This window comes from Pseudoxanthomonas sp. CCNWLY206-1, assembly GCF_039710385.1.
Taxonomy (GTDB): domain Bacteria; phylum Pseudomonadota; class Gammaproteobacteria; order Xanthomonadales; family Xanthomonadaceae; genus Pseudoxanthomonas_A.
Map to the genome: position 1 here is coordinate 211,553 of NZ_JBDKXI010000006.1, position 20,177 is coordinate 231,729.

The window sequence follows — 20,177 nt, forward strand, 5'->3', positions numbered from 1 at the left end:
GATATTTCCGGTCGCGACTTACATCGCTCCCACAGGATGGTCATGCCGACACTGCCGCTATGACAGGCTGACAGCCAACGTAAGATCCTTGGCTCAGTCGTCGCTGTCGCCGCCGCCGCTGGGGGAATCGAACATGTCGAACGACGGCGCGGCGCCTTCGTCATCCTGGGAGCCCTGCGTCGTGGTTACCGGCGCAGCGGCGGGCCGCCCGCGCGGCGGAGGCAGCAGCGCGGCGGCGGCATCGTAGGCCACCAGCAGTTCGCCGCGGCGGTGCTCCGGCAGCTGCTGCCAATGGCAATCCAGCAACGCGCCTTCCAATGCGTACAGCAGGTTGAGACTGGGACGGAAGCCGGCGCGCTTGACCCGCATGAAGGCTTCCACCGATCCGACCGCGGCCAGGTCTTCTCCCGTCCGCAGGCCCACCTGTCGCAGCCATGCGGCCGACTTCGGGCCGATATTGCGCAGTTTGACGGTCATGCCAGCGATTCCAGGAATGCCTGGGCGATGGCTTCCAGGCCCTGCTGGTCTTCCTCGTCGAAGCGGCCGACGCGTGGACTATCCAGATCGAACACCCCGATCAAGCGATCGTCCTTCACCAGTGGCACCACCAGTTCCGACCGCGACGCCGCATCGCAGGCGATATGGCCGGGAAAGGCGTCGACGTCTTCCACACGCTGTGTCTGGCGGGTACGTGCCGCGGCGCCGCAGACGCCCTTGTCCAAAGCGATGCGCACACAGGCCGGCAATCCCTGGAAGGGGCCCACCACCAGCTCGTTGCCATCGTAGAAATAGAACCCGACCCAATTCAGATCCGGCAGCGAGTGATACGCCAGCGCCGACAGATTGGCGGCGTTGGCGATGCGGTCGGTTTCACCGGCTACCAGCGCGCGCGCCTGGGCCAGCAGCTGCGCGTACTGTTCCGGCTTGCTGCCGGTCAAAGTCTGGTTGGCGAATGACATTGCTTGATTTTAGCCCTTTATGGATGGCCCGGCGGTGCGCGGTCTTATCATGGCCCGATGCATAGGAAGAACAACGCAGTAATGGTGGGAATACGGACGCAAGCGGACCTGGACGTTCGGTTTTGCCCGCGGCGAGGTGAAAAGTGAATAGCGTCTTCGTCACCGGCACCGACACCGGCGCGGGCAAGACAATGGCGAGCACCGCTTTGCTGCATGCCTTGCGTGCCCAAGGACTGCACGCCGTAGGCATGAAACCCGTCGCCAGCGGTTGCGATGCGACTGCGGAGGGTTGGCGCAACGAAGATGCTCTGGCCCTGCAGTCCGCCAGCGATCCGGTGCCGGCCTACGTCGATCTCAACCCCTACGCCTTGCCACAACCACTGGCGCCGGAGATCGCCGCGTGCGAAGCGGGTGTGGAGATCACGCTGGAGCCCATCCTTGCCGCCTTCGAACGACTACGCGCGCAAGCCGACGTGATCGTCGTGGAAGGCGTAGGCGGTTGGGCCGCGCCGCTGACCGCAACGCTGGACCAGCGCCATCTGGTGGAAGCACTGGGCTTGCCGGTGGTGCTGGTGATCGGCATGCGCCTGGGCTGCCTGAACCACGCGCGGCTCACCGCGCGCGCGGTGCTGGCGGATGGCGCCAGGCTGGTGGGCTGGATCGCCAACGAGGTAGACCCGCAGATGGAACGCCGCGATGAAAACTTCGCGCTGTTGCAATCGCGGATGCCGGTGCCTTGTTGGGGTCGTCTTCCGTATGCGCCAGCGGCGGATGCGCGTGCGCTGGCGCGGTACCTGACTCTGCCCCCGTAGCGTGCGCTGCGCGCGCGGTGGGTCTGAGGCTGAGCTGCCAATTGGCTCAAGTCTGAGTAATACAAAGGTTCTCCGCATCGTCATCCCAGCGAAAGCTGGGATCCATTGGCTTTTCACTTGAGAGCAAGATGGATCCCAGCCTTCGCTGGGATGACGGCATGGGAGTCCGCGAAACGCCGTGGAGGCTTGTTATTCCGCCGAAATTTTTTAGCCAATAAAAAACCCGGCAGCGTGGGGGCTGCCGGGTCGGCCGCACGGAGGGAGGGGAGCCGTGCGTAAAACAGGTTTTTCTGAAGCTAGTGCGATCTGGCAGGAAGAGCTCGCTGCGGGACGCCGCTCCTACCCTCGGGACGCCGCCAAAGCGGCGCTCCTACTTACTTGGCAGCTTTGGCCGTCTTGGTCGCCTTGGCCACGGAGGCCTGGACGCTGTCGGTCACGGTTTCGATCTGCGACTTGGCCAGCTGACCCAGCGCTTCGCCGGTCTTCAGGCTCACGCCGAATACTTCCTGGCTGGCAGCCACGAGGCGCTCGGCATTGTCCTTCGCAACCTGCAGGCCCTTCGGCCACAAGGTCTTGTAGGCTTCGGCATCGCGGACTTCGGCCAGCTCGCTGAAGTAAGCGGTGGTGGCGTCGATGTTCTTTTCGAAGGTCTTCAGCTGCACGCCGAAGATGGCCTCAGCGTTCTCAAGCGCCAGTCGATTGGCGCGCGAAGCGGCAGCGGCGAACTGGTGGGTGAAGGTGCTGAAAGTGTCGTTGAATTGGGCGGACATGGCGTACTCCAGAGGATTTGCCGTTATGTTGCGTCGCAGCATATAGAGTCATTTGTTGCAATGCAACAACAGCCGTATGGTTTTCCGACGAACGGTAGGTTCCTATTCAGAATCAAATGCTTGCAGCGGCCAACGCCCTTGTAGGAGCGGCGTCCCGCCGCTCCTACAGGCGAGAGCGGCCGAGGAGCATTAGCGCAACGTAGGAGCGCCGTCTCGGCGCGAGCTTTTTGCTTCCACCGCGATCTGACAGGAAGAGCTCGCGGCGGGACGCCGCTCCGCGCCTCGATAGCCCATCAGGGCGCGCAACCCTGAGCGCGCCGCAGCGCGTCCAATTGGCGAACCGTGGGCTTCGCTTTTCGGCTTTTGCTTGATCTGACGGAAAGAGCTCGCGGCGGGACGCCGCTCCTACAGACTAAGGATGACTGCGGTGGCTCTGGCTCTCGTAGGAGCGCCGTCTCGGCGCGAGCTTTTTGCTTCCACCTCGATCTGACAGGAAGAGCTCGCGGCGGGGACGCCGCTCCGCGCCTCGATAGCCCATCAGGGTGCGCAACCCAGAGCGCGCCGCAGCGCGTCCAATTGGCGAACGGTGGGCTTCGCTTTTCGGCGTTCAAAAGCAATCGATCCCAAAGCAACCGACCGAGGGCAATCGACCGCAAAATGCCGCGCCCACAAAAACGGTGCCATCAACCGCGGTAGCGACTACCCGCAGTACACGTCTCGTGCACCACCACTTCGCTCAGCAGCGGGAGCTGCGGCTTCAGCTGATCCCAGATCCATACCGCGATGCGCTCGCTGGTGGGATTTTCCAGGCCTTCGATGTCATTGAGGTAATGATGATCCAGCCGCTCGTAGATCGGCTTGAAAATCGCCTTGATGTCGGCGAAATCCATCACCCAGCCGGTATGCGGGTCCAGGTCGCCGGAGACATGCAGTTCGATACGGAACGAGTGCCCATGCAGGCGCGCGCACTTGTGCCCGGCCGGTACGTTCGGCAGGCGATGCGCCGCTTCGATGGTGAAGACCTTGAAGATATCCATGGTGCGTATTGTAGGTGGGTGTTGCAGTAGATCTCGGCGAAACGGCCGCCGCCCCGCGCAAATGCGTGACGACGACCGCTTGATTCAAACCCTTCGCTCACCCCTCTCCGCGGACGGAAAGAGGTGGCAAGGCGATGCTGCTTAGGCGCGCGGACCCTGGCGAAAACCGCCGGGCTTGCGGGCGCCATCACGCGCGCCGCTGCTGTGCTTCTTTGGACCCGCATGCGCGTGACGCGGCGCGTCGGAGTGCGGACGGCGGGCATGCTTGCGCGGTGCCTGGTTGCCGGCCGGACGCTCGCCGGCGGGGTTGTTGTTGCCCCAGCGGATCGGCGTCTGCGGTTCGAAGCCAGGCACGTCGCGGATTTCCACGTCGCGCTTCAGCATGCGGGTGATCGCCCGCAGCAGCTTGGCTTCGTCCTGCGCCACGATCGAGATCGCCTCGCCCTGTGCACCGGCACGGCCGGTACGGCCAATGCGGTGAACGTAGTCTTCGGCCACCATCGGTAGGTCGTAGTTGATGACGCGTGGCAACTGGTCGATATCGATACCGCGTGCAGCGATGTCGGTCGCCACCAGCACGTTGATGCGGCTGGCCTTGAAGTCCTTCAACGCGCGCAGGCGGGCGCCCTGCGACTTGTTGCCGTGGATCGCCGCGGCCTGGATGCCGCTTTGTTCCAGGAACTTGGTCAGCTTGTCGCAGCCATGCTTGGTGCGGCCGAAGACCAGCGTCTGCACGCGGGTATCGGCGGCCAGCAGGTGCAGCAGCAGGTCGCGCTTGCGGTGGCCGTCCACCGGATGCACGCGGTGGCTGATGGTGTCGGCCACGGTGTTGCTGGGCGTCACCTGGATCTGCTGCGGGTTGTGCATGAACTCCATCGCCAGCTGCTTGATGCTTTCCTCGAACGTGGCCGAGAACAGCAGCGTCTGGCGGCCTTGCTTGGGCAGCTTGGCCAGGATGCGCTTGATGGCGGGCATGAAGCCCATGTCCAGCATGCGGTCGGCTTCGTCCAGGACCAGGATCTCGATACCGGACAGGTCAACGCTGCGGCGGTCGATGTGATCGATCAGACGGCCAGGTGTCGCCACCAGCAGGTCAACGCCGCGGCGCAGCGCTTCCAGCTGCGGGCCCATGCCGGCGCCGCCGTAGATGGTGGTGCTGGGGATGCGCAGGTACTTGCCATAACCACGCAGGCTGTCGTGCACCTGCACGGCCAGTTCGCGGGTAGGGGTCAGGACCAGCGCGCGCGGCTTGCGCGGGCCGCGGGCGGACACTTCCTGCGGCGAGGTGGCCAGGTGCTGGATCAGCGGCAGGCCGAACGCGGCGGTCTTGCCGGTGCCGGTCTGGGCGCCAGCCAGCAGGTCGTGGCCTTCCAGCGCCACCGGGATGGCCTGGGTCTGGATGGGGGTGGGCTGGGTGTAACCCTCGTCATTGAGGGCGCGCAGCAGAGCGGGCATCAGCCCGAGATTTTCGAAAGACATTGCGATTGAAGCTCCAAAGTCGGCCGGCCGGACACACGAACTGACGGTCGCACAAGCTTGTGCGGCAAACGTTCAACGCGAGGTGCGGAGTGACCGTTACTCGAAGCGTTCCCTGAAACCGCGCTGCGAGAGGGTGTGCGGAGTCGCCAAAGCGGCGGTTCCGAGTTTGCGCAACGAAAGAAGTCGGAGCGGGGCGGGCGCGGGATCTCACTTGGAAATCCCGGCGACGGCGGACCATTGGGGAAACGAACGGCCGCTGGCAAACGGAGCGCACTGTAACCGATCTTGGCGTCTAAAGGGGGAAAACCGGCTGTTCAGGGTGAAAAAGGGTTCAGTTGGCAAGGCTGTAGGGTGGTGCCGCCCCCGCCGCCATTGTAGGAGCGGCGTCCCGCCGCGAGCTCTTTCCGTCAGATCAAGCAAAAGCCGAAAAGCGAAGCCCGCGGTTCGCCATTCGGACGCGCTGCGGCGCGCTCTTGATCCCGCACGCTGATTGGCTATCGAGGCGCGGAGCGGCGTCCCGCCGCGAGCTCTTCCTGTCAGATCGCGGAGAAGCGAAAAGCTCGCGCCGAGACGGCGCTCCTACAGGAGCAAATGTCCACAGCCATCCCACCGCCTTAGCGGCGTCCCGCCGCGAGCTCTTTCCGACAGATCGCGGAGAAGCGAAAAGCTCGCGCCGAGACGGCGCTCCTACGGTGTTTTTACGGTGCCGATCATTCCACCGGAAGCGCGCCTTCCTCCCACAACCGCCCATCCAACAACCGATACCGCCGATGCACCACGCCTGCCGGCAGATCGTCATGACTGATCATCAACACACTGCGGTGGCCGCTGGCCAGCGCCAGGTCTTGCAACAATTCAGTCGCGGTGTCGTGGTCCAGGCCTTCGGTCGGTTCGTCCAGCAGCAGGATCGGCGAATCCCGCAGCAGCGCGCGGGCCAGCGCCAGCCGGCGCGATTGCCCGGCCGACAAGGTGGCGCCGTTCTCGCCCACCCACGTGTCCAAGCCATGCGCCGATTCGCGGAACAACGCCTCAAGCTTCACCTGCGCCAACGCATCCCAAAGCCGCGCATCGTCCGCATCCGGATCGCCCATCCGCAAGTTGTCGCGCACCCGCCCAGCAAAAACCGGCGCTTCTTGCGGCAGCCAAGCCAACCGGCGTTGCCACTGCGCTGGGTCGAAGTGGCGCAAATCGCTTCCACCAAAACGCACATCACCTGCTTCCGGATCGCACAAGCGCAGCACCAAGGCCATCACCGAAGATTTACCGGCGCCGCTGTCCCCGCAAAGCGCCACGCGTTCGCCCGGCCGCAGCCGCAGATCGATACCATCCAGCACCCAGCGCGGATCGCCCGGCCAGCGGAAGCGCACGTTGCTCAACTGCAGCTCACCGGTTTCGGGTACCGGCAACCTCGGTTCGGCGATAACCACCTGCGTTGTCTGCCCGGCAATCTGCCGCAAGCGTCGAGAAGAAGCCTTCGCCGCCTGCCAGGATTGCCACGCCAGGCCGATTCCCGCAGCGGCTTCCAGCAACGCCACGGTCATGAACAGAAGACCGGCAGCAGCAGGCGGCGATAGCGTGCCAATGTAAGCGGCGTCGAGCAGCAGCCATAGCACGACCGGCAGCGTCAGCGCGGCGATCAACGCATGCGCAGCAGTTCCCGCGGAAAGCCGCCGCTTGCGCGCCCGCTCGCATTGCGCCAGCGCTCGGCTGCGCTGGTCGATCCGCGTGATCCAGTCGTCGCCAGCATCCAGCGCAGCCAAGTCAGCGGCACCTTCAATAGCTTCCTGCACCACGTAACGCAGCGCGGCGCGACTATCGGCGCGTTCGCGTTCCAGCGTGCGTGCGCCCATCGTGGTCGCAACCGGAATCGCGAAACCCAGCAGCAACACCATCACCGCCAGCAACATACCGGCCGAAGGCAGCACCACCAGCGCCACCGCGACGCACACCAGCGCCAATCCGCTCAACGCCAGCAGCGGCCCGATGGCCCGCACCAGCAAACCGTCGACCGTTTCAATATCCGCCACCAACCGCGCCAGCAGATCGCCCACGCGGTGGCGGCCCAACTCCAGCGGCGCCAGCGGCAACACACGCGCGAAGAACCACACGCGCAAGTCGCGCGCCAGGCGCAAGGTGACGTCATGGCCCACCAGCTTTTCCGCGTAGCGCGACAGGATGCGCGCGAAGGTCAACGCACGGATGCCGGAGGAAGGCCCAAAGAAGTTGAAACCCACCGCAGCAGTACCTGCCAGCGCCGCCGCGGTAAGAAAGTGGCCGGCCAAGCCCAGCAGGCCGGTGCCCGCCAGCAACGTGAGCAACAGCAAGCCGATCGCCAACGCAATCGGCCGGGTGTGCTTGGCGAAAACTTCGCGGTAGCCGTCTGACGCTTTCACCGTTCCGCCACCTGCTGAGAGAGCGAACCTTCCGGCAACCGCAGCACCTGATCGGCGATGCGCAGCGCAGCCGCGCTATGCGTTGCTATCACCAGCGTGCGTCCTTGCGAAAACTCCGCAATCGCGCGCAGCAGGGCCGCTTCGGTTTGCGGGTCGAGAAAGGCGGTGGGTTCGTCCAGCAGCAACAGCGAAGGCTCACGCAGGAACACACGCGCTAACGCAATACGGCGCGCTTCGCCACCGGACAAACCGAAGCCGCGTTCGCCAATCACCGTATCCAGCCCTTGCGGCAGACACGCCGCGAATGCCATCACCTGTGCCGCTTCCGCAGCCGCGTGCAGTTGAGCATCGGTGGCATGGGGACATGCCATGCGCAGGTTGTCGGCAATGCTGGCGTGGAATAGAAACGGCCGTTGCGGCGCATAACCGATGCGAGTACCGGCGGGTACCAGCACTTGCCCGGAAGATGCAGGCAACCATCCCGCCAACGCTTCCAGCAGCGTGCTTTTGCCGCAGCCACTGGGACCGATCACTGCCAAGCGTCCGCCTGTCGGCAATTCGAAAGACACATCCGCCAGCACGTCATGTGCCGCGCCATGCGGTTTCAGTGCGGCATGCCGCACAGCAATCGCCGGCGCACCACGCTCATTGTTTGCATCTTCGACGTGAGGTGAGGCGAGGGAAGCCTTGGCATCGCCATCAAAGGTGGTCTCCAGCGCAGTTTCCAACTCGCCCAACGCCGCCAGCGCGCCAGCGCGGTCGTGATAATGCGCAGCCAGCCGTCGCAACGGCGCATAGAACTCCGGCGCCAGCAACAAGCAGAAAACCCCAATACCCAAGGTCAACGGCGGACCACGAAAATTCAACATGCCCAGATAGGTCAGGCCCAGATACATCGCCACCATCGCCACGCTGAGCGAAGCGAAGAACTCCATCACCGCCGACGATAGAAACGCGATGCGCAGCACTTTCAAGCTGCGTTCGCGCAGGCTGTCGGCGGCATCGGCAATGCCCGCAAGTTCCGCTTCGGCCCGGCCATACAACCGGATCAGACCCAGGCCACGCAAACGATCCGCAAAATGGCCGCTCATCCGCGTCAGCGCCTGCAACTGACGACGGCTGGCTGCTTCCGCACCCCAGCCCACCAGCATCATGAAGAGCGGGATCAACGGCATGGTCAACAGCAGCACCGTGCCGACGATGCGATCGACAAAGAACACCGCGGCCAGCAAGAACAACGGCACCGCCACCACTTCGATCCGCGCCAGCGCAAAGCCACCGAAGTAGCCTTCCATCGCATCCACATGCGTGCCCATCAGCTCGGTCAGTGCGCCACTGCGCTGCTGGCGCAACTTCAACGGTCCCTGCGCGAACAACCGGCGCACGATGGTCTCCCGCAACCGCAGGCGGACGGTCTCGACGGCATCGTCGGCCCAGCGGCGACCGCACCAACCCAGCCCCGCGCGCAGCAATCCAATCAACAACAGCCACGCCAACGGAACGCCGGCCGCAGCCGGCGAAGCGCCTTCAACAAAGACCCGCTGCACGGCCCAGGCGATCATCGCCGCCTGCGGCACCAACAGCCAGCCGGCCGCCACCGTTGCGGCTGCCGCCCAGCGCAAGCGCGTTCGCGCAGGCGCCCCCAATGCATCCAGCCGGCGCGCGACCGATCGGCGCAGGGCCGGGTCGGGCAAGGCTGCGGCGGTGTCATCCATTGGAAAGTCGGCTGATGTGGGTTCTGCTCATTGCCCGCATTCTCTCTTGTAACCGTACGGAGCACCTGCGACGTCTTGTCGCATCCCGCAGGAAGGTCCGCGGGCGCAGAATACCTTCAACCTATCGGGAAGCTGCCCCCATGCCGGATATGACCGTCGTCGAACTGTCCCGCCTGCAATTCGCGTTGACGGCGATGTACCACTTCCTGTTCGTGCCGCTCACGCTGGGCCTGTCCTTCATGGTCGCCATCATGGAGAGCGTCTATGTGATGACCGGGCGCGATATCTGGCGGCGCATGACCTTGTTCTGGGGCACGTTGTTCGGCATCAACTTCGCCATGGGCGTGGCCACCGGCATCGTCATGGAGTTCCAGTTCGGCACCAACTGGTCCTACTACAGCCACTACGTCGGCGACATCTTCGGCGCGCCGCTGGCCATCGAAGGGCTGATGGCGTTCTTCCTGGAAGCCACCTTCATCGGGCTGTTCTTCTTCGGCTGGGACAAGCTGTCGAAAGTGCAGCACCTCATGGTCACCTGGCTGGTCGCGCTGGGCAGCAACTTCTCCGCGCTGTGGATCCTGATCGCCAACGGCTGGATGCAGAACCCGGTCGGCGCGGTGTTCAACCCCGACACCATGCGCATGGAAATCTCCGACTTCGCCGCGGTGCTGTTCAACCCGGTGGCGCAGGCGAAATTCGTGCACACCGTCAGCGCCGGCTACGTGACCGGCGCCATGTTCGTCATGGCCATCAGCGCGTTCTATCTGTTGCGCGGCCGCAGCCGCGATCTGGCCAAGCGGTCCATGGCGGTGGCGGCCAGCTTCGGCCTGGCGGCGTCACTGTCGGTGGTGGTGCTGGGCGATGAAAGCGGCTACGTGGCCGGCGAAAGCCAGAAAATGAAACTCGCGGCCATCGAAGCCATGTGGGAAACCGAACCGGCGCCCGCGGGCTTTAACGCCTTCGCCATTCCCGACCAGGAAACCCGCACCAACAGCTACACGCTGCACATCCCGTACGTAATGGGACTGATCGGCACCCGTTCGTTGAACACCGAAATGCCCGGCATCCTGGAACTGGTGGGACGCGCCGAGGTTCGCATTCGCAACGGCCTGGTGGCGTACGAAGCGCTACAACGCCTGCGCAAGGATCGCGAAGACGCACAGGCGCGCGAAGTGTTCGAAGCGCACTGGCGCGATATCGGCCACGCCTTGCTGCTGAAGCGCTATCGCGAAGACATCGCCAACGCGACAGAACAGGAAATCTCCAAAGCCGCGTTCGACACCGTACCCCGAGTCGCGCCGCTGTTCTGGAGCTTCCGCATCATGGTAGGGCTGGGCTTCTACTTCATTGCTTTCTTTACCCTGGCGTTCTGGCTGGCGACCACGCAGCGGCTGGACAAATACAAGTGGTTCCTGAAGCTGGCGTTCTACAGCCTGCCGCTGCCGTGGGTGGCGATCGAGCTGGGCTGGTTGATAGCCGAGTACGGCCGGCAACCGTGGGTAATCGATGGCGTACTGCCCACGTTCTTCGCCGCCTCCGGATTGCAGCTGCATCAGATCCTCACCACCTTGATCGGCTTCATCACCTTGTACACCGTGCTGGCAGTGGTGGAGATATGGCTGATGCGCAAGCTGATCCTGAAAGGACCGGAGGCCACCGCCGAAGCACTGGACGCCGTTGTCACCGGCGCACAGCCCGCCACCGCCTGAGATGAGGGCGAGACGACATGAGCAACTACCGTCATCCCCGCGCAGGCGGGGACCCAGCGACTTATCAGAAAGGCGTCAACAATCATCCCGTCATCCCGGCGAACGCCGGGACCCAGCGACTTCAATGCCCTGAAAAACTAAAGGCACCGAATTGACCGACATCCGCCGTTGACCTGACCAGAAAAGCCGCCAGACCGTCCCCCAATAGAGACCCACCCATGGACACCATTCCACTCGACTACCAAACCCTGCGCCTGATTTGGTGGCTGCTGCTGGGCGTATTGCTGATCGGCTTCGCAGTAATGGACGGCTTCGACCTTGGTGTGGCCACGCTGCTACCAGCAGTCGCGCGCCGCGACGAAGAACGGCGCGTCGTACTCAACGTCATCGGCCCGGTGTGGGAAGGCAACCAGGTCTGGCTGATCCTGGGTGGCGGCGCCATCTTCGCCGCGTTTCCCGCGCTGTACGCAGTGAGTTTTTCCGGCTTCTACATGGCCATGTTCCTGATCCTGTTCGCACTCATCCTGCGCCCAGTCGGCTTCAAGTTCCGCAGCAAAGTGCCGGACCCGCGTTGGCGCGCCGTGTGGGATTGGTCGCTATTCGTCAGCGGCGTGGTCCCCGCGCTGGTGTTCGGCGTCGCGATGGGCAACGTATTGCTGGGCGCACCATTCCATTTCGACGAAAACCTGCGGCCCATCTACACCGGCGGCTTCTTCGCTTTGCTGTCGCCGTTCGCCGTGCTGTGCGGACTGGTCAGCGTGGCGATGCTGGTCATGCATGGCGCCGGCATGCTGGCAATGAAAACCGATGGCGACATCGCACTACGCGCACGCCGCTACGGCGCCATCGCCGCGCTGCTGACTGCCGTGCTGTTCGTGCTCGCCGGCGTGTGGCTGGCCAAAGGCGTGGACGGCTATGCATTGCTGGGAACCGTCGACCCCGCCGGCGCCTCAAACCCATTGGCGAAACAAGCAATCACCGCACCCGGCGCCTGGCTGAGCAACTACCAATCGATGCCCTGGACCCGACTATTCCCAATCCTCGGCGTAGCAGGCGCACTACTGAGCGCCATCTTCCTGCGCAGCGGACGGGCAGGGCTGGCCTTCATGGCATCCGGCTTGTCAGTGGCCTCGATCATCCTCACCGAAGGCTTCGCGACTTTCCCCTTCCTGCTGCCATCGTCCACCCACCCATCAGCCAGCCTGACCCTCTGGGACGCATCCTCCAGCCACATGACACTCTTCATCATGCTGCTGGTCACCGCCTTCTTCCTCCCCATCGTTCTGCTCTACACCGCCTGGGTCTTCCGCGTCCTGCGCGGCAAGGTGAGCAACGACAGCGTCGGCCAAAACCACAACGCTTACTAAGGAGTCGCAACCATGTGGTATTTCTCGTGGATATTGGGCGTTGGATTGGCGGCTAGCTTCGCCATACTTAATGGCATGTGGTACGAGATGCGGGAGGGGGACCGGGAGGCGGGTGAACAGAGCGGTAAGCAAGGCGAATGAATAAGCTTTCTATGATGAACGCAGAGCCTAGATGTCCGCCGACAGCGGATTTAGTGGAATTTTCTCGGAATCTTCCATGCGCCTAACACCGCGCTTCAGTCGTGGACTCAGCGAAGGCGAGTGTCGGCCGCAAAGATCTGTTGGGCTGCGCTCATGATCTATTTCTGTAGCGATCTTTTCAGTACCGCCTCCTCCGGATGCTCAATGGCAGAGAGAATATTTTCTGCCACTTTGTCCAGGAGTTTGCTCCCCCAAAATGGGTCGGTCATATCATAGTAGATGACGCGAATGTGCTTCAGATCAAAAGGTATGTCTGCTTCATTGGATGAAACAAGTACTACTGGTTTCTCAAGCGCGTGGGCCAAGCCAAGTTCGTAGAAGACATTCGGATTTCGAGTGGTAAGTTCGGCAACTAGGACTTTCGCGGAGTTAATTCCCGCCCAGATCTGATCGATGATTTTTCCGGTCCCAAATATGTCAGCGTCAGCTCGTACCGCTCGCAAGCCCGCCTTTTCAATCGCCGGCTTGTATATTTTGGAGTAATAGTCGCCGAGAGGAGCCGCGAAAGGCATCATGACGAAGCACGAATCGCCTGCATCAACTTTCACCGATTTTTCTAGCTTCTTCAATGTTGGTGATCGTGATCCAGTTACATTGGAGCCCTGAGAAACATCAATGATCCGATGCTTTCCATCACTTTCGGTCAGTAGCTCCGCAGCCCTCAGGGACTCGATAAAGATGTCCTGAAATTCGGCAACTTTATCGGATGGCACGCCAAAGGTATCAACAAGCGCGTTATGAAAGAACTGACTGTCTGGAAGATTCTCGCCTCGATAATGTCCGTAGACATCCGATATGACAGGCGCATTGAGCACTGCGTCTCGCATGCCATCTAGTTTGTCCTGCGGGTCCTGCGGACGCAGCACGCGTTTGGCGCGCTCCGTAACGGCAATCTGTCCAGGGGTAGGCCTTTCAAGGAACCCGTACTTGATGCCAGAGCTCACTTCTACTTGATACGGGCCAGCGTCGCCCACGCCCAAAAAGCTAGCCGATTCTTTGACCGTACATGGTTTTCCCGCATTCTGTTCAAGAATTGCTTTCGGAATTCTCAGGGACTTATCGACTGCATTGCGCGGATACTTGGCGGGTGGGGAGATCGATCTATCCGACGTCGCTTCCGCGGCTTTCTTGCGAGCGGGCTTTGTCTTTTTTTTCTTCGCTGTTGCCATGATCACTACTCTCCCTATTATCTATAAGTAGCCCAACGCCAAATCCCATCCTGCGTGCTACCCGGACCTCAGGGTCCGGCTATACGACTAATCCACAGCGCACCGTATGGTGTACTACCCCTATGATGCTGCAGCAATCAATCTTCTTTAAAGTTTGTCCTGACGTCATCTTCGAACGAACGAAGGCGAGATGCAATATTGCGAGCAACTGCCTCGTAAAGTTCTACGATTCGGGATTGGTGAATGTGAAGCGGCTTGCTTTCCACTACCTTAAACCTTATCGGAAACTCGAACGGACTGTCTTTCCAATAGCTGAGCTGTGGATTGCGCTTGTCAATGTCGGTATGGGCGTAGGTGCTATCTCGGTACAACGCAAGTTCCGTGTGCAGGGGGATGAGTGCCGAGGGGATGGAACATTCGTTCAATTTGATCTTCTTGGCGCGCGGCCCAGCTTGCTGTGCGTGAAGGAACTTGGTGTTCGCAGACCTAAAGGGCCGCATGTAGCAGATCACAGAAAAGCGAATCAACGCATACTGAACTCGAACGGGATAAGTTGAATCCACCAGTCGAATAGTCGCCAGAGCTTCGTCCACATCGGCACTAGCCGTGCGAAAGAACACGTACTCCTCTTCTTCAATGCTCTCCATGTTTGCGGCTTCCTACTCAGTCCGCCTACTTGCGGTGCTTCGCCAGCGAGTTCAAGAAGTTCGTCATCTGTGCAATCAAGTTGCTCGCGTCGCCGTTCTTGACTTCAGCCGTTGGAGAGTTGTCCGAGAAAATGTTCTTCGCGACCTCAGCTTTTATCTCATCAGCTTTAGCCTTATCCAGTAGAGCGAGATAAGGCTCGATGGTCATGAGAATGTGCTGCCTTCGCCGGTTTGATACTTCATTCGTTCTGTGCGTGCTCGATTCCTTCGCCAAGTAGTACGCTGGGGCGAAGAGGGCGGCTGAGAACGCGAGGCGGTAAAGGGCCTGCTTCCAATCAATCGTGTGGGCAGAACCAAGTTGGTAGTAGCCAATCAACTCGGGCATGAACATGATGAGTGCAGCCAAGACCATCGCAGTAATCGCGCCGTAGCGGTAGAGGTTGGCATTCTTCTTTTCTTCGCTCGCGTATGACGCGTACGAGCCTGCTTGAGCAGTGTTCACCACGGTGCCGAGGACTTGATGCGCATCCTCCTGATACTTACTAAGAGCCTCCAAACCTTTGGCGCTCTTCATGATCATTTCTTGGAAGTGGGCATCCGTTTTGTCCTGAAACTTCACTACATAGGTTTCAAAGCGTTCTCCACGCGCTGCTTCACTGACCTGAAATGAGCTGTTGAACTCTGCAAGTTGGGTCTGAGTCGCGGCCTCATTCGTACCAATCCTCGCTTCTAGCTTGAAAATTGTCTTCTCGGCAGCTTCCAGCTTGGTTTTCAAAACGTCCAGATCATTTTCTGCTGACGCCGCGAGCTCTCGCATGTGTTGGTCGTAGCGGGTGGCGTACTCTCCCATCGCCTCGGAATAAGCCGTAGCAGCTTTCGTCAGAGTAGTTCTCGCCGAACCAACTGCATTGAAGGGCACCTGCATGGCAAATGAGAGCATTTGGTCTGCTTGAGAGTTGGCAGTCTGAAGGTGCCCCAGATTGCCTGCCTCGGGCATTGTAGAGAGTTCACTCAACATCAGCCCTACGAAGGTCTGCATGTTATCTAAAGGCTGCGTGCCTGCGATCTCGGGGTCAGCGTTGTCTACAATTGAGCCGATGTACGAGATGATCTTCCGTAGGCGCGAGAGTTCCAACGCGTATGCTGGTTCCACTCCCACCACTAGTTCCTTCGAGTTTACGGCCGTTTCCAGGTTCGCCCACTGGGTATGAAACGAGTGGTTCTTGAATTGCTCCGTCCATCGCGACATTGACTACCCCCTTGTTGAATGTTCCCCCGAACACCAGCGAGCTTACATCCAAGTTGGCGGACACCACCGAATAGGCGACAACACGATAAGTCAACTTTTAAAGACTTTACGTCACCCATAGTCCCGTGGCGGCCAGCAAAGTATGTCCACCGGCCAGCAGGCCGGGTGCCATCCATCTCCTAGCCACCATCGAGGACACTCCCATGATCAAGCTCATCCCCGTCGTTCTGGCCACCGCGTTGGCCGCCGCCATCACCCCGCTGGCACAAGCCGCCAGCCCCAGCCCTGGTTCCGACCACAGCCCGGTAAAGAACGTGGTCCTGGTCCACGGCGCCTTTGCCGATGGCTCCGGCTGGCGCGGGGTCTATGACGATCTGACCCGGCGCGGCTACCGGGTGACGATCGTGCAGAACCCGCTGACCTCGCTTGCCGACGATGTGCAGGCCACTCAGCGCGTGCTGGATCGCCAGGATGGGCCCGCCATTCTGGTCGGCCACTCCTGGGGCGGCACGGTCATCACCGAGGCGGGTGTGCATCCCAAGGTCGCCGGGCTGGTATATGTCTCCGCATTGGCGCCGGATGCCGGTGAAACGACGGCGCAGCAGTATCAGGGTTTTGCGGCGACGCCGGAATTCGTCATCGATATCCAGAAGGACGGCTACGGTCACTTGAACCCGCAGAAGTTCAAGGCAGGTTTCGCCCATGACGCCAGTGATGCCGATGCCGCCTTCATGCGGGACTCGCAGGTGCCGATCAACATGTCGGTGTTCGAGACCCGGCTGACGCAGGCGGCGTGGCGTACCAAGCCCAGCTGGGCGGTGATCGCGACCGAAGACAAAGCTTTCGATCAGGCGATGCTGGTGCATATGGCCAAGCGCATCGACGCCAAGATCACCTACACACCCGCCAGCCATGCGGTGTACATGACCCAGGCGAAGGTCGTTGCCGAGGTCATTGATCGCGCAGCGCATGACGCCCAGGCGACGGGAAAAGACTGATCCCGCTAGGTAGATCCAAGCGCAGGCAATCGGGGCGAGCAGGTGCTCGCCCTGATCCTGGTACCGCAGCTCAGGCGGAATGCCCCGATCCCAATGTATATCCCAGCGGACGCGGACGCCGAGCAATGCGTCGATAAAAAAGAACGTGGAATTCGTCCGTCGCGCCTAAGGCGATGCTTGGTGTTTGGACGAGGATCATCCGCTTTGAACAGGTTCTTAGGGCAGGAGCGGCGCAGCGACGGCACCAGGGTCATCAACGATCGACGTCGATGACGCTCTGCATCCTCGCCACCTCCGCGGCAGGTGCACCCAGTTCCCGTGCGACACGCTCCCAATCGCGTAGTGCTCCCCGCACCTGTTCGGCGACAGCGGTCGCCGCCGCTGGCCTGAGCCGGTAGTAGTCCGCCGTGTCCAGCAGCAGGCTTGAATCCGGCGACGGGTCGGCCTCATTGATCGCAAGCACATGATGGTCCTTGTCTGGGTTCGGATTGACGTCGAATGCCGGACACAGCTGCCAGCCGTCGCCCACGCGCAGGAAGCCATGATTGCGCAGGTGGTCGTCGCGGTTTCCGATAAGGATGTTGAAGAGGGCGCGACGGAACAACTGTTCCAGGTCGCGCGCGATCTGCTGCGAGGTACCGGCAGTCTCGATGATCTGGATCAGGTCCAAATAGCTGCGGCCCTCACTCTCGGTGATGTCCAACAGGGTCATCGCCGAGGCGAACGCGCGGCGCGAGTTCGGTGTGCGATCGAAGCGCTGCACCGCGTAGGTGTGGCCGCGGTTCGACAGGGGCATCAGTTTGGCGCCGGGCATGTCGATGCCGGCGGCAATCGAGAGCCGGTAGGCCAGAAATTCCCACAGCCCCACGTCATGGCGGTCATCGCTGACCGGGAACTTCGCCAGCCAGAGCTGACCGCTTGGATCACGAAAGCTCGCCTTGGGTCGCGCGCCGCCGAGCGATGCACCTGGCGCCACCAGTTGCATGATCCAACGCGCCATCTGCTCGGAGTCGTCCGTCTCGCCGTCCTCCACTTGCGCCGCAATCGCTTCCAACTCGCGCAACTCGGTCATCGGTGGCGCGCTCAGTGCGCGGTCGTCCACGTACCGCACGGACTCCGGGTCCACCAGACGCAATGCACCCATGCGCGATTCGTCGTTGACGCCGATCAGGTAGTCCCACGGGCGCAAGTTGCGCGGTCGACGGCCTTGCTCGCGCGCCTCGATAGCTTCACGTCGGTCCATCAGTCGCTTGCCCCAACGGTCGGGGGAGCAATCGATGAAGGCGCCGGTGAGCGCGCTAGCGCCTTCGCGGGCGTAAAGACGACCCCCAGCCAGGTGCAACTCCGGGTCCAGCGCGAACGCGCGCACCGGGCCGGCATCGGCCAGCCAACTGTCGTCGTACTCGAAGCTGATCGCATCCCCGGTCCTGCTCGCTGACCGCGTCAGACGCCCCGCGGGCACGCAACCACCGAGAGATTCGTCGTCGATCCAAACATCCAGCTCGTTCACGGCTTACGACCCCGCGGTAGGGCAGGAGGTGACCGGGTTGGCGGGGTGCGCGGAGATAGTGTCCGCGATGGCGGCGTATTCGCCGAATAGGGATGCCTGAGTTCGTTGTCCTGCAATTCGCGTCCAAGCACGTCTTGCGCGGCGATGAGATCCACGTCCGCAGCCAGCCCCAGCACGGTCAGCACACGTAGCATGGTGGCCAAGCTGGTCGACGGGTTGCCGTCTTCCAGTTTGCCGATGGTGGGCACGCTGACACCCACGCGCGCCGCCAGCATCTCCTGCGTCATCTTCCGGCGCAGCCGCGCTGCGCGCAGGCGCCGACCCAGGGCTTCGATCTGGCGCTGAGCTGTGGGGTGAGTGGGTGGGGTCCGCTTGGCCATACAAAATTAAATTATATTTTTCCGGTAAAAATGCAACTTTATTTTGTATTCGCAACCTAATGTTGTTCATATTCAGGTGCGTGCTACATCCTCTCGCATGACCAAGGTGGTCGTTGCAGGTCATCGATACGGCCGGAACCCACTGCACCAAGGTGTGTTAAGCAGTCTCGTTGTGAGTAGGTCGGCAGCGGCCGAACTAGCCGATCCGCAGATAAAAAAAGACGCGCGCGGCACCCATTTTTCACTTGTCGCTTTTGATCAGAGCCACCGGGCAGGGATTTCTGCCGTTCGTTCCCGTGAGGTCGCTTGAACATCCGGCCGATGGCTTGCAAGGGAACAATGCGGACCACAGCGGGCACAAAAAAAGCCGGAATCCCGCCGATTTTGGGGAATTCCAGCTCTTGTTGGACTTCGGAGTAACGCGAAATGGTGGCTATGGGTGGACTCGAACCACCGACCCCAGCATTATGAGTGCTGTGCTCTAACCGGCTGAGCTACATAGCCGTACAGGAACCGCACATTTTTCAGGTTCGGCGGCTTTCTGTCAATCTGGCGGGGCTGGCTTGTGGGGCGGGCGCGGCCGTGGCACAGTCGGAGCCAGTAGATATTCAGGAGTCCGCATCGTGATCGATCCGGACGGTTACCGACCTAACGTCGGCATCGTGTTGATGCGCCCGGATGGACGGGTGTTCTGGGCGCGACGGGTGCGCCGGGACGGCTGGCAGTTCCCTCAGGGCGGGATGAACACCGACGAGACGCCGGTCGAGGCGATGTATCGAGAATTGCGCGAAGAAACCGGCCTGTTGCCCGAACATGTCGAGGTTCTAGGCGCCACCCCCGGCTGGTTGCGCTATCGCCTGCCGCACCGCGCCGTGCGCCGCAATGAACGCCAGGTTTGCATTGGCCAGAAGCAGGTCTGGTTTCTGCTGCGGCTGGTCGGCGACGAAACCCATCTGCGCCTGGACGCCACCGACACCCCGGAATTCGATCATTGGCGATGGGTGGATTTCTGGTACCCCATCGAGCATGTGGTGATGTTCAAGCGCACGGTCTATGTCCGCGCGCTGGGCCATCTGGCGCCGTTCGCGCGGCATGTGGCCGGGCCACAGGCGGTCCCGCAGATGCTGCACGACCCATGGACATCCGAAGGCGCCCGGCGCTGCCGCCCGCGCAACCGCTCGGCACGTAAATACGGCCAAAGCGGCGAAACCGGAAACAATTGACAATCATTCTCATTCCGGGTGGAATGGCACCTAGGCCGATGGGGCCTGTAGGAACCGAGCCACCGTGTACGTCTGCATCTGCAATGGCGTGACTGAAAGCCAGATCCGCGAAGCTGCCGCCAACGGCGTCCGCAACGTGGCCGAACTGACCATGCGCACCGGGTGCGGTGCCAGTTGCGGCAGTTGCCTGGATACGGCGGTGGAAGTGCTGCAGAGCGTTCATGCGGATGGCGAGCGGCAGTCTTTGTTGCCGATTTTGGGGCTGTCGCACGCGGCTTGAGGGTTTACGGCGCCTAGAGCGTTGTGTTTCAAGAGTTGATGGATCGCCGGCCTGGGGCCGGCGTTTTTGTTTGTTGAGAGAGGAAGGCAAGAGCAAGAGCAAATCCCCCTCAATCCCCCTTTTAAAAAGGGGGAGGCAAAGCAGGTGGTGCGCTGCTCGCCGATTCCCGATTCCCGTCTCCCGTCTCCCGTCTCCCCATTCCCCATTCCCCATTCCCCATTCCCCATTCCCCATTCCCGGCTCTCCAGATGAACACGATTCGCGTTACGTCATGGCATG

General features: G+C 61.7%; 17 protein-coding genes, 1 tRNA gene and 2 pseudogenes. 7 read left to right on the forward strand and 13 right to left on the reverse strand.

The window, feature by feature from the left end:
* Positions 1-93: 93 nt before the first annotated feature.
* Positions 94-477, reverse strand: a complete 384-nt coding sequence (locus AADW18_RS14910; protein WP_337344177.1) for a TfoX/Sxy family protein — start codon at positions 475-477, stop codon at positions 94-96.
* On the reverse strand, positions 474-959 hold the full coding sequence (locus AADW18_RS14915) for a GAF domain-containing protein (RefSeq protein WP_337344178.1): 486 nt from the start codon (positions 957-959) through the stop codon (positions 474-476). The genes AADW18_RS14910 and AADW18_RS14915 overlap by 4 nt, the downstream gene beginning before the upstream one ends.
* A 143-nt stretch (positions 960-1,102) precedes the next feature.
* Here AADW18_RS14915 and bioD point away from each other — a divergent pair, with 143 nt between their 5' ends.
* Entirely contained in the window at positions 1,103-1,771 is a 669-nt protein-coding gene (gene bioD / locus AADW18_RS14920; RefSeq protein WP_337344179.1) for a dethiobiotin synthase, read from the forward strand.
* 374 nt (positions 1,772-2,145) lie between these two features.
* Here bioD and AADW18_RS14925 read toward each other — a convergent pair whose 3' ends face one another.
* The 5 genes and pseudogenes from AADW18_RS14925 to cydD all read right to left on the reverse strand — a co-directional run bounded on the left by AADW18_RS14925 (position 2,146) and on the right by cydD (position 9,165).
* Positions 2,146-2,541 (reverse strand): phasin family protein, encoded by a 396-nt coding sequence (locus AADW18_RS14925; RefSeq protein WP_337344180.1) that lies wholly within the window; start codon positions 2,539-2,541, stop codon positions 2,146-2,148.
* Between the two features lie 683 nt (positions 2,542-3,224).
* On the reverse strand, positions 3,225-3,578 hold the full coding sequence (gene queD / locus AADW18_RS14930; RefSeq protein ID WP_337344181.1) for a 6-carboxytetrahydropterin synthase QueD: 354 nt from the start codon (positions 3,576-3,578) through the stop codon (positions 3,225-3,227).
* A gap of 207 nt (positions 3,579-3,785) precedes the next feature.
* Positions 3,786-5,057, reverse strand: a pseudogene (locus tag AADW18_RS14935) (DEAD/DEAH box helicase); the annotation flags it as partial.
* A gap of 710 nt (positions 5,058-5,767) precedes the next feature.
* Complete coding sequence (gene cydC, locus AADW18_RS14940; protein ID WP_337344182.1) at positions 5,768-7,450, reverse strand: thiol reductant ABC exporter subunit CydC; 1,683 nt, start codon at positions 7,448-7,450, stop codon at positions 5,768-5,770.
* Entirely contained in the window at positions 7,447-9,165 is a 1,719-nt protein-coding gene (cydD, locus tag AADW18_RS14945) for a thiol reductant ABC exporter subunit CydD (RefSeq protein WP_337344183.1), read from the reverse strand. Before cydD ends, cydC begins: the two co-directional genes overlap by 4 nt.
* A gap of 140 nt (positions 9,166-9,305) precedes the next feature.
* Between cydD and AADW18_RS14950 the strand changes: the two genes are divergently transcribed.
* The 3 genes from AADW18_RS14950 (at position 9,306) to cydX (ending at position 12,382) form a co-directional block, all read left to right on the forward strand.
* Entirely contained in the window at positions 9,306-10,874 is a 1,569-nt protein-coding gene (locus tag AADW18_RS14950) for a cytochrome ubiquinol oxidase subunit I (protein ID WP_337344184.1), read from the forward strand.
* 218 nt (positions 10,875-11,092) lie between these two features.
* Positions 11,093-12,241: a cytochrome d ubiquinol oxidase subunit II gene (gene cydB / locus AADW18_RS14955; RefSeq protein WP_337344185.1), complete on the forward strand. Its 1,149-nt coding sequence runs from the start codon at positions 11,093-11,095 to the stop codon at positions 12,239-12,241.
* A 12-nt stretch (positions 12,242-12,253) separates the two neighbouring features.
* Positions 12,254-12,382: a cytochrome bd-I oxidase subunit CydX gene (gene cydX / locus AADW18_RS14960; protein ID WP_337344186.1), complete on the forward strand. Its 129-nt coding sequence runs from the start codon at positions 12,254-12,256 to the stop codon at positions 12,380-12,382.
* A gap of 158 nt (positions 12,383-12,540) precedes the next feature.
* On the opposite strand, the gene AADW18_RS14965 is transcribed toward cydX, so the two are convergent.
* The 3 genes from AADW18_RS14965 to AADW18_RS14975 all read right to left on the reverse strand — a co-directional run bounded on the left by AADW18_RS14965 (position 12,541) and on the right by AADW18_RS14975 (position 15,411).
* Positions 12,541-13,611: a hypothetical protein gene (locus AADW18_RS14965; RefSeq protein ID WP_337344187.1), complete on the reverse strand. Its 1,071-nt coding sequence runs from the start codon at positions 13,609-13,611 to the stop codon at positions 12,541-12,543.
* A gap of 137 nt (positions 13,612-13,748) precedes the next feature.
* On the reverse strand, positions 13,749-14,258 hold the full coding sequence (locus AADW18_RS14970) for a hypothetical protein (RefSeq protein ID WP_337344188.1): 510 nt from the start codon (positions 14,256-14,258) through the stop codon (positions 13,749-13,751).
* A 25-nt stretch (positions 14,259-14,283) separates the two neighbouring features.
* Positions 14,284-15,411, reverse strand: coding sequence for a hypothetical protein (locus tag AADW18_RS14975; RefSeq protein ID WP_346842731.1), 1,128 nt, complete (start codon positions 15,409-15,411; stop codon positions 14,284-14,286).
* Between the two features lie 299 nt (positions 15,412-15,710).
* Here AADW18_RS14975 and AADW18_RS14980 point away from each other — a divergent pair, with 299 nt between their 5' ends.
* On the forward strand, positions 15,711-16,505 hold the full coding sequence (locus AADW18_RS14980) for an alpha/beta hydrolase (RefSeq protein ID WP_337344190.1): 795 nt from the start codon (positions 15,711-15,713) through the stop codon (positions 16,503-16,505).
* Between the two features lie 253 nt (positions 16,506-16,758).
* Here the strand turns inward: AADW18_RS14980 and AADW18_RS14985 are convergent, their stop codons facing one another.
* From AADW18_RS14985 to AADW18_RS14995, 3 genes are all read right to left on the reverse strand, one after another.
* Positions 16,759-18,015 carry a HipA domain-containing protein gene (locus AADW18_RS14985; protein WP_337344191.1) on the reverse strand — a complete coding sequence of 419 codons (1,257 nt, stop codon included), beginning with the start codon at positions 18,013-18,015 and terminating at the stop codon, positions 16,759-16,761.
* Positions 18,012-18,395 (reverse strand): helix-turn-helix transcriptional regulator, encoded by a 384-nt coding sequence (locus tag AADW18_RS14990; protein WP_337344192.1) that lies wholly within the window; start codon positions 18,393-18,395, stop codon positions 18,012-18,014. Before AADW18_RS14990 ends, AADW18_RS14985 begins: the two co-directional genes overlap by 4 nt.
* A gap of 427 nt (positions 18,396-18,822) precedes the next feature.
* Positions 18,823-18,899, reverse strand: a tRNA-Met gene (locus AADW18_RS14995).
* Positions 18,900-19,018: 119 nt separating this feature from the next.
* Between AADW18_RS14995 and AADW18_RS15000 the strand changes: the two are divergent.
* Together AADW18_RS15000 and AADW18_RS15005 are read left to right on the forward strand one after the other, a co-directional pair.
* Positions 19,019-19,510: pseudogene (locus tag AADW18_RS15000) on the forward strand (RNA pyrophosphohydrolase); the annotation flags it as partial.
* A gap of 172 nt (positions 19,511-19,682) precedes the next feature.
* The gene (locus AADW18_RS15005; RefSeq protein WP_337344193.1) at positions 19,683-19,898 is read left to right on the forward strand and encodes a (2Fe-2S)-binding protein; all 216 of its coding nucleotides are present in this window, start codon (positions 19,683-19,685) and stop codon (positions 19,896-19,898) included.
* Positions 19,899-20,177 lie beyond the last annotated feature (279 nt).

Excerpts from the sequence above, each read along its gene's own strand:
- AADW18_RS14910 (WP_337344177.1), bottom strand. The coding sequence starts at position 477 with ATGACCGTCAAACTGCGCAATATCGGCCCGAAGTCGGCCGCATGGCTG.
- AADW18_RS14915 (WP_337344178.1), bottom strand. The coding sequence starts at position 959 with ATGTCATTCGCCAACCAGACTTTGACCGGCAGCAAGCCGGAACAGTAC.
- AADW18_RS14925 (WP_337344180.1), bottom strand. The coding sequence starts at position 2,541 with ATGTCCGCCCAATTCAACGACACTTTCAGCACCTTCACCCACCAGTTC.
- queD (WP_337344181.1), bottom strand. The coding sequence starts at position 3,578 with ATGGATATCTTCAAGGTCTTCACCATCGAAGCGGCGCATCGCCTGCCG.
- cydD (WP_337344183.1), bottom strand. The coding sequence starts at position 9,165 with ATGGATGACACCGCCGCAGCCTTGCCCGACCCGGCCCTGCGCCGATCG.
- AADW18_RS14950 (WP_337344184.1), top strand. The coding sequence starts at position 9,306 with ATGCCGGATATGACCGTCGTCGAACTGTCCCGCCTGCAATTCGCGTTG.
- cydB (WP_337344185.1), top strand. The coding sequence starts at position 11,093 with ATGGACACCATTCCACTCGACTACCAAACCCTGCGCCTGATTTGGTGG.
- cydX (WP_337344186.1), top strand. The coding sequence starts at position 12,254 with ATGTGGTATTTCTCGTGGATATTGGGCGTTGGATTGGCGGCTAGCTTC.
- AADW18_RS14965 (WP_337344187.1), bottom strand. The coding sequence starts at position 13,611 with ATGGCAACAGCGAAGAAAAAAAAGACAAAGCCCGCTCGCAAGAAAGCC.
- AADW18_RS14970 (WP_337344188.1), bottom strand. The coding sequence starts at position 14,258 with ATGGAGAGCATTGAAGAAGAGGAGTACGTGTTCTTTCGCACGGCTAGT.
- AADW18_RS14980 (WP_337344190.1), top strand. The coding sequence starts at position 15,711 with ATGATCAAGCTCATCCCCGTCGTTCTGGCCACCGCGTTGGCCGCCGCC.
- AADW18_RS14990 (WP_337344192.1), bottom strand. The coding sequence starts at position 18,395 with ATGGCCAAGCGGACCCCACCCACTCACCCCACAGCTCAGCGCCAGATC.